Source organism: Enterococcus sp. BSD2780061688st2 D3 (assembly GCF_005844145.1).
Classification (GTDB): domain Bacteria; phylum Bacillota; class Bacilli; order Lactobacillales; family Enterococcaceae; genus Enterococcus_B; species Enterococcus_B durans.
Genome location: NZ_SPHN01000035.1, coordinates 1 through 8,768 on the forward strand (window position 1 = coordinate 1; position 8,768 = coordinate 8,768).

The 8,768-nt window shown below is 37.3% G+C and carries 8 protein-coding genes and 3 pseudogenes; 10 read left to right on the forward strand and 1 reads right to left on the reverse strand.

All coding sequences use genetic code 11. The features are described from left to right. Positions 1-78 precede the first annotated feature (78 nt). Together FGQ66_RS15750 and clpL are read left to right on the forward strand one after the other, a co-directional pair. Positions 79-153: pseudogene (locus tag FGQ66_RS15750) on the forward strand (XRE family transcriptional regulator); the annotation flags it as partial. A 249-nt stretch (positions 154-402) separates the two neighbouring features. Beyond that, positions 403-2,517: an ATP-dependent protease ClpL gene (gene clpL, locus FGQ66_RS14415; protein ID WP_138302642.1), complete on the forward strand. Its 2,115-nt coding sequence runs from the start codon at positions 403-405 to the stop codon at positions 2,515-2,517. Between the two features lie 180 nt (positions 2,518-2,697). On the opposite strand, the pseudogene FGQ66_RS14420 reads toward clpL, so the two are convergent. Next, positions 2,698-3,012 (reverse strand): annotated as a pseudogene (locus FGQ66_RS14420) (transposase); the annotation flags it as partial. 72 nt (positions 3,013-3,084) lie between these two features. Here FGQ66_RS14420 and FGQ66_RS14425 point away from each other — a divergent pair. The 8 genes and pseudogenes from FGQ66_RS14425 to FGQ66_RS14455 all read left to right on the forward strand — a co-directional run bounded on the left by FGQ66_RS14425 (position 3,085) and on the right by FGQ66_RS14455 (position 8,423). Beyond that, positions 3,085-3,321 (forward strand): hypothetical protein, encoded by a 237-nt coding sequence (locus FGQ66_RS14425; RefSeq protein WP_002341366.1) that lies wholly within the window; start codon positions 3,085-3,087, stop codon positions 3,319-3,321. Between the two features lie 218 nt (positions 3,322-3,539). Further along, positions 3,540-3,731, forward strand: a complete 192-nt coding sequence (locus FGQ66_RS14430) for a hypothetical protein (RefSeq protein ID WP_002314345.1) — start codon at positions 3,540-3,542, stop codon at positions 3,729-3,731. Between the two features lie 517 nt (positions 3,732-4,248). Continuing rightward, positions 4,249-5,502, forward strand: a complete 1,254-nt coding sequence (locus FGQ66_RS14435) for a primase C-terminal domain-containing protein (protein ID WP_230315319.1) — start codon at positions 4,249-4,251, stop codon at positions 5,500-5,502. A gap of 140 nt (positions 5,503-5,642) precedes the next feature. Beyond that, entirely contained in the window at positions 5,643-5,837 is a 195-nt protein-coding gene (locus FGQ66_RS14440) for a hypothetical protein (RefSeq protein WP_002318494.1), read from the forward strand. 13 nt (positions 5,838-5,850) lie between these two features. Further along, positions 5,851-5,991, forward strand: a complete 141-nt coding sequence (locus FGQ66_RS15280) for a hypothetical protein (RefSeq protein ID WP_002316998.1) — start codon at positions 5,851-5,853, stop codon at positions 5,989-5,991. A gap of 13 nt (positions 5,992-6,004) precedes the next feature. Then, positions 6,005-7,519: pseudogene (locus FGQ66_RS14450) on the forward strand (DNA topoisomerase). Positions 7,520-7,527: 8 nt separating this feature from the next. Beyond that, positions 7,528-7,779 (forward strand): topoisomerase C-terminal repeat-containing protein, encoded by a 252-nt coding sequence (locus tag FGQ66_RS15525; protein WP_249361104.1) that lies wholly within the window; start codon positions 7,528-7,530, stop codon positions 7,777-7,779. A gap of 455 nt (positions 7,780-8,234) precedes the next feature. Further along, positions 8,235-8,423 (forward strand): hypothetical protein, encoded by a 189-nt coding sequence (locus FGQ66_RS14455; protein ID WP_002311028.1) that lies wholly within the window; start codon positions 8,235-8,237, stop codon positions 8,421-8,423. Positions 8,424-8,768: the final 345 nt, after the last annotated feature.

The window sequence follows — 8,768 nt, forward strand, 5'->3', positions numbered from 1 at the left end:
AATTTGAAGAATTAGCAAAAGAAAAAATGGCTTAACCGTCTCTACTAAAATGTGTCCAAGATATTGACTCAAATCCATAACAATATTTTTTTGGGCAAAGAGTACGCTTTAATCCGTATCATAAATAATAAAAGAAATGAGGTAATGAATTGAACGAAGTTTCAAAGGACGTTCTGGCAATCGAAGCCCACGAAAAAGCAAAGTCTTAGTCTGATACGCTTAACACTTCTTTACTATTGTTTAAACAAAATTATCCTAATTATTTCTAATTGATTCTATAAGCACTTTACTTAGCGATACATAAAAATTGTGATACAATTCAGTTATAGTTTTAAGTTATAGTTTTAAAGGATATTATGGTCACTAAGTTACACATATAAATTTTTATGGAGGTGTGGTAATATGGCAAATTTCTACGGAAATGATCCTTTTTTCAACAATGATATGGATGATGTTTTCAATCAATTATTTCGGCGCATGGATAATCAAAATTCGAAGCGTGCACGGTATTTAGTTAATGGACAATCGTTGACACCGGATGAGTTTGCTCAATACCGAGCAACTGGTAAGCTACCCCAAAATAATAAAACAATAGAAGTATCTAAAGATGGTCAACAGGCTGTTAAAAAAGGAGGGATTTTAGAAAAATTAGGGACTAATTTGACGGAACAGGCTCGTGATGGATTACTAGATCCAGTGATTGGACGTGAGAATGAGATTCAAGAAACTGCAGAAATTTTGAGTCGTAGAACGAAAAATAATGCAATCTTAGTTGGTGATGCCGGTGTAGGTAAAACTGCAGTCGTCGAAGGTCTGGCACAAGCAATTGTGGCTGGTAAAGTTCCAGAAACGATTCAAGATAAAGAAATCTATTCGATTGATTTATCGTCTTTGGAAGCGGGAACTCAATATCGCGGTTCTTTTGAAGAAAATATTAAACAGCTGGTAGAGGAAGTTAAAGCAGCTGGTAATATTATTCTATTCTTCGATGAAATTCATCAGATTCTCGGCACGGGTGCCACTGGTGGTGAAGATGGTGGCAAAGGATTGGCTGATATCATTAAACCTGCTTTGTCACGTGGCGAGCTGAGTGTAATCGGGGCTACGACTCAAGATGAATATCGCAATACTATTTTGAAAAATGCGGCTTTGGCACGGCGATTCAATGATGTTGTGATTAATGAACCGACGGCCGCTGACACTTTACGTATATTACAAGGTGTTAAAGAGCTGTACGAAAAACATCATCATGTTGTATTACCAGATGATGTTTTGAAGGCGGCTGTGGATTATTCAATCCAATATATACCACAACGCACTTTGCCAGATAAAGCTATCGATTTGATCGACATGACTGCGGCTCATTTAGCGGCTAAAAATTCGCCAACTGATGTTGAGACATTGGATCAACGCCTTAAAAAATTAGAGGCAGCTAAGGAGGCCGCCATTAAAGCGGAGGACTTTACAAAAGCCGCTGATATCAAGAAGTCGATCGAGGAAACCAAGCAAAAGATTAAAGAAACGGATCAAAAAGAAAAAATCACTGCCACGATTGATGATGTGGCACAATCGGTTGAACGTTTAACTGGTATACCAGTTTCTGATATGGGCGCTAATGATATTGAGCGCTTGAAAAATCTTGATAAGCGTCTGAAAAGTAAGGTAATCGGTCAAGATGAAGCGGTTGAAATGGTAGCAAGAGCAATTCGGCGTAACCGTGCGGGCTTTTCAGAGGGTGATCAGCCGATTGGAAGTTTTCTGTTTGTGGGCCCAACTGGCGTAGGAAAGACTGAATTAGCTAAGCAATTAGCCTTAGATATGTTTGGAAATGAAAATGCGATTATTCGGCTAGATATGAGTGAATATGCTGATCGTACAGCTGTGTCGAAATTAATTGGTACCTCGGCTGGATACGTAGGCTATGAAGATAATGCTAATACTCTAACTGAACGGGTTCGGCGTAATCCATATTCCATTGTATTATTAGATGAAATTGAAAAGGCTCATCCACAAGTATTAACGTTACTGTTACAAGTGATGGATGATGGGCGCTTAACGGATGGACAAGGCAATGTCATTAATTTCAAAAATACGATTATTATTGCTACTTCTAATGCTGGCTTTGGTAATGAAGCATTAAGTGGTGACAAGCAACGAGATCAGTCATTAATGGATAAGTTAGCACCATTTTTCCGCCCAGAATTTCTGAACCGTTTTAATGGAATCGTGGAATTTTCACATCTGACTAAGCAAGACTTAAGTCAAATTGTCGATTTGATGTTGGCGGATGTACAAAAAACTTTAGCCAAAAAATCCATCAAACTTGAGGTAACTAAAGCGGCTAAAGATTGGCTGATGGAACAAGGCTATGATGAAGCAATGGGTGCGCGGCCATTACGGCGAGTAATTGAACGACAAATTCGTGATAAGGTAACGGATTTCTACCTTGACCACTTAGATGTCAAAAACTTGAAGGCTGATTTAGTGGATGATGGGATTGTGATATCGGCAGCTTAGCTTAAATCAGTGTTCATAAATAACTTTATATAAGAGGAGATTTATTGGGAAGGAGATTGCTTGATAGATCTCCTTTTTTCGTTGATTTTCACCATTTGATATTAATCTATTGAGTAATATGGGTAGCGTCAAGAATCTTGTGTAAATGAAATGCCTCCGTACATATAATATGTAGTTAATTTAAATAAAGGATGATTCCAGGGTGTCCTGAAGTCCTTTGAATCCGCGATGGATTCGCTTCATAGACTTCTCGTTGTAGACATTAAACTGAGAAACCAGGAATCGATCCAGTGAATCTTCCGTTGGAAATTGTTCTTTGTGGTTGATGTTGCGTTTGAGATGTTTGTTAAAGTTCTCAATGAAGTTGGTTGAATACAATGAACCGCGAATAGCTGGTGGGAAATCCATGAAAGTGAGCAGATTCGGCATTTTAAGCAGATTTTTGATTAACTTGGGATAGGTCTGATGCCAGTTGTTGGCGAAGTCATTCAATTTTCGTACCTGGCATGACATTTAGTGGGACTTCTGAACGAAATGAAGTTGATTACTGATGAATATAACTAGGAAATGACGCAATCGATTGGGGATATGGACCTTGAAGATGCCAAAATTAGCATAGAAGATCTAAGTGTTTATACGAACGATGATCAAACCTATTTCGTCGTTTTTGATCTCAAATATGAAGGATTGGATTCAAATCAAGTCCTTGTTTATGTAGCATCCGATCACGTTAGTTATTCCAATATAATCGATCATTATGAGCTAATCGCAACAAATACCAAATTAAAAAAGTGGAATAGATGATGGCTATTTTCGAAAAAGTCTCTTACTTTATTTCTATCGATCATCGGTAAAGTATCGTCGGTCGGTCACAAATCAAGTCAAACACCTGGAACGGGTGACGAGCAATGAATTTGATCAATTCAAAAATAAAGTAGCTTTTGAAAAGCTGCAGCGTGAAATCGAACAAGCAAAAATGATTCAAGAGTCAGACCTATTCAATTAGGAGAAAGAGGAAAGTCATGGAAAATTATTACTTTATCAATAGCGTGGATCCAGAGAACCAAATGATGCGTATTCAAGAAGTGGGTGCTGGCGAAATGAGTGCGCAACAGGTACGTATCACGAAAGAGGATGCCGATGTTTATTCTTTAATGTTGGATGAAGCAACGCAAGAAGGGGAGCCGCTGATTGTTCAGCTGGATCTAAAATAAAGTCAAAATCAGCCGTAGAAAAAATTTTTTCGACCAGTACAAATAAAAACCGATTTTCTTTTTTTAGAAAGTCGGCTTTTAATAACGAAGCTAATTTAGTTGAAGTAGTTGCTCAATAATCGAAGAGCTGCCTGGTAAAAATAAAAGTAGACTACCTATGACTAACAAGATCCCTAAAACAAAACAGGCTATTACGAATTTGGTTGATCTAGATACTTCTTTATTTGAAACACTTATGATCAACAAAGTTATACCGACAGCTAACGTTAAAAAATACCAAAATCCCATTGTTATCGCCCACTTTCTTTGAATAGTTTTTACTTTCAAACTGTTTAATAAATTTTATCATAGACAAGAAGAACTAATCCTTGTACAAGAAAAATATATGTAAAGTTTAAACTTTCTTATACTATATAGGTTGAATTAAATACTTTACATCCGCACGCACAGTCGGTCAATCACTACCAAGCCAGGTAAAAGCAAAGGGGCTATTTTTGCGTATCGCTCAAAATCAAGCATGATTGGCGGACGTGGCGTTGTTCTGACTTCCGAAGAAGCGATTCACGAAAACAAAGATACATTTACGCATTGGACACCCAACGTTTATCGTTATGGAACATATGCAGACGAAAATCGCTCATATACTAAAGGGCATTCTGAAAATAATTTAAGACAAATCAATACATTCTTTATTGATTTTGATATTCACACGGCAAAAGAAACTATTTCAGCAAGTGATATTTTAACAACAGCTATTGATTTAGGTTTTATGCCTACTATGATTATCAAATCTGATAAAGGTTATCAAGCATATTTTGTTTTAGAAACTCCAGTCTATGTGACTTCAAAATCAGAATTTAAATCTGTCAAAGCAGCCAAAATAATCTCGCAAAATATCCGAGAATATTTTGGAAAGTCTTTGCCAGTTGATCTAACGTGCAATCATTTTGGGACTGCTCGCATACCAAGAACGGACAATGTAGAATTTTTTGATCCCAATTACCGTTATTCTTTCAAAGAATGGCAAGATTGGTCTTTCAAACAAACAGATAATAAGGGCTTTACTCGTTCAAGTCTAACGGTTTTAAGCGGTACAAAAGGCAAAAAACAAGTAGATGAACCCTGGTTTAATCTCTTATTGCACGAAACGAAATTTTTAGGAGAAAAGGATTTAGTAGGGCGCAATAGCGTTATGTTTACCCTCTCTTTAGCTTACTTTAGTTCAGGCTATTCAATCGAAACGTGCGAATATAATATGTTTGAGTTTAATAATCGATTAGATCAACCCTTAGAAGAAAAAGAAGTAATCAAAATTGTTAGAAGTGCCTATTCAGAAAACTATCAAGGGGCTAATAGGGAATACATTACCATTCTTTGCAAAGCTTGGGTATCAAGTGATTTAACCAGTAAAGATTTATTTGTCCGTCAAGGGTGGTTTAAATTCAAGAAAAAAAGAAGCGAACGTCAACGTGTTCATTTGTCAGAATGGAAAAAAGATTTAATGGCTTATATTAGCGAAAAAAGCGATGTATACAAGCCTTATTTGGTGACGACTAAAAAAGAGATTAGAGAAACGCTAGGCATTCCTGAGCGGACATTAGATAAATTGCTGAAGGTACTGAAAACGAACCAGGAAATTTTCTTTAAGATTAAATCAGGAAGAAATGGTGGCATTCAACTTGCTAGTGTTAAATCATTGTTGCTATCGATCATTAAAGTAAAAAAAAGAAGAAAAAGAAAGCTATATAAAGGCGCTGACAAATTCTTTTGACTTAGAGCATACATTCATTCAAGAGACTTTAAACAAGCTAGCAGACCCCCCAAAAACGGACACACAACTCGATTTGTTTAGCTACGATACAGGCTGAAAATAAAACCCGCACTATGCCATTACATTTATATCTATGATACGTGCTTGAAAGAGAAGACGAAAACGGAGATAAAAAATATTTTATCGGTACATTTCAAAGCGATAAGTTGAAACGACTCACTCCATATAAAGATGATAAAGAGGAATTGGCTCAACAGCTTAAAAAACAGCAAGACCAACATAGAGAACAAAAGCAAGAACAAACAATAGCTTTACAAAGAGAAGAAGAAAAATAAAGGAGAATGAGCTATGAATTTTCTACAAAATAATTTCCAAACTTTATATTTAGGTGCAGCTGCAGGAGATATTCAAGGAAGAATTTCCGGAGCATTAACAACAGTTCAATCCGTATTGACAGGTATACAAGATCGTCAAAAAGCATTTAGATGAAGCGGAAACAATCGTGATTGCGACCGACAGCGACCGAGAAGGTGAAGCAATCGCCCGCTTGATTATCAACCTTTCGGGAAATAGCCGGAAAACCATTAAACGTTTATGGATCAACTCGCTTGAAACTAGCGAAATCAAAAAAGGATTTCAAAATCTGAAGGACGGACAGGCGTTTTATTCCACTTACAAAGAAGCAGAAACCCGACAAATCGCTGATTGGCTGGTAGGAATCAATCTCACCCGTCTTTACACGCTTTATATGCAGAAAAACGGCATGAGAGGCGTGTTTAGCGTTGGACGCGTCCAAACCCCGACTTTGTTCTTGATTTACTAACGCAACGAAGAAATCAAACATTTCGTCAGCAAGCCATTTTATGAGTTGTATGCCACTTTCACACACTCGAATGGTAAGTACAAAGGGAAATACAAAGAGCGGTTTGATACACTCGAAAACCTTGACGGGTTCAAAGAAACCAATCAGCTAGAGCAAGCGGAGAATGCCGAAGTAACAAATGTCAAAGTGGAAGAAAAATGGCAGTATGCGCCGAAACTCTTTAGCTTGTCTGATTTACAATCTTTCGCGAACAAACGCTTTAATTACAGTGCCGACAAAACGCTTTCGATCGCTCAAAAACTCTATGAAAAAAAGGTGCTTTCTTATCCAAGAAGCGATACCAATTATATTGGTAGCCCCGAATTTGACTACCTGAAAAGCAACCTCAGTCGGTATCTCGAACTAGCAGGAGTGGGCATTTCCGAACCGCAGCTAAACGAAAATAAACGGTATGTAGATGGAAGCAAAGTACAAGAACACTATGCGATTATTTCAACGAAGACATTGCCGAAGCTCAGTGATGTAACGAAAGACGAAAAAAACATTTATCTTCTGGTCTTGTATCGTACCCTCGCAATTTTTGAAAAGCCGTATATCTATGACGAAACCACCATTGATACAGCGATCAATCAGGTTCTGTTCCAATCAAAAGGGAAGACAGAAAAAGAGCGTGGATGGAAACGACTATATAAACAGGAGGAAAAAGACAAGGACGACCCACTTTTACCAGAAGTAACCGTCAATGATTCAGTGGCTTTCGCCCTTGAAACAAAGGAAGGGAAAACCCAACCACCCAATTACTATACAGAGGGCACACTGCTAACCGCCATGAAACATGTCGGACGGGCAATGGACGATAAAGACAGCAAAGACATTCTTAAAGAAACCGAAGGGATTGGAACCGAGGCCACTAGAGCCAGTATCATTGAAACATTGAAGAAACAGGACTACATCACGATCAGTAAGAGTAAAATCTATGTGACAGAAAAAGGCGAATTGTTGTGCCGCATAATTGCAGAGGACGAAATCGCCAATGCCGGCATGACTGCCCAATGGGAACGCTATTTGAAAAAGATCCGAAGCCAACAAGGCACACAAGAAGCTTTTTTAGGCAGTATCGAGCGGTTTGTGCAGCACCTCATTGAAAAGTGCCACAAAACTTCCAAGACAAAAAAGAAAACATTGCAGATGTAGCCGGTCATATGGAACAAGAAAATGTGATGGGTACGTGTCCGAAATGTCAAAACAGCGTAGTAAACAAAGGAAAATTTTATGGCTGTTCGGGCTACAAAGACGGTTGCAAATTTACGCTTCCTAAAAGATGGAGCCAAAAAGCACTCACAAAGAAAAATGTCCAAGATTTATTAAGCAAAAGAGAAACGAGTTTAATCAAAGGGTTCAAAAGTAAAAAAGGAAGCAATTTCTCGGCAAAGTTAACACTGAATGACACTTAAATAAGTCAAGGAACGGGTAAGTATTTTTTGGCAGACCACCAAAAAATCTCCACCCTCACAGTCCTTGACTTCTTTATTTTTGGCTGTGGGCTGTCGTCGCCGACAGTCAAACCAGTTGTAAAAAATATTTGCTATCTTGCCTGTCGCTAAAATAGTGTACCGCCAAAAAACGCTTGAAAGGAATTTTTCTTTTGCTCGCTTGTTGCTTTGTAAGAATAAGTAGCTATTCTGCAAATAACCCTAATATTTCGTATTTCTCTAAAAAACCAGTGTTTGAGAGGGAAGTTCTACGCTCATTTCAGATTGATCTATGGGTAACTTATCCATGAAAATGCCTGTAAACCGCTCTTTTTTCAGTTTTTTTAAAGAGAGAGAAAATAAAAATAAAATACCAACTTTTTACGTATATTAATAACGAAGGACTTAAATATAGGATGATCAAAGGAGGCGTTCTTATGTATGAAGACGAATGGAGAGAATACTATGCAACCAAAAATGAGAGCATACATATTACGAGAAACAAACTCATTTTCCAATGCAATGAAGGAATCGCTCTGTCTACTCATAAAACGGAAATTGAAAGAATCATGCATGCATTGGCACTTAAACTCTTATTACTGGAGTTAAATTCATATGATTTTTAATCTGCAAAAAAGTTTATAGCACCGTCGCTTATACCAGAAAATATAACAAACGCCGCATTGTTTTTTTGTGCACTTTAATAATCTATTCAACTAAGGAATTAAGCTGGCTGTCAAGAGAGTAATATCGTATTGAATCTCAGGTGGAAATTTTCTGCGGTATCTTTTTTGACTGAAATGACATTAGTGTCTTTTGGGGATTGTGTATGTAAGTATTTTTAAAATCATTTTAACAAGTTTTGGACAAAAATTCTCATGAAAAAACAGAATTTGGATTTGAGTCAATATCTTGGACACATTTTAGTAGAGACGGTTAAGCCATTTTTTCTTTTGCTAATTCTTCAAATT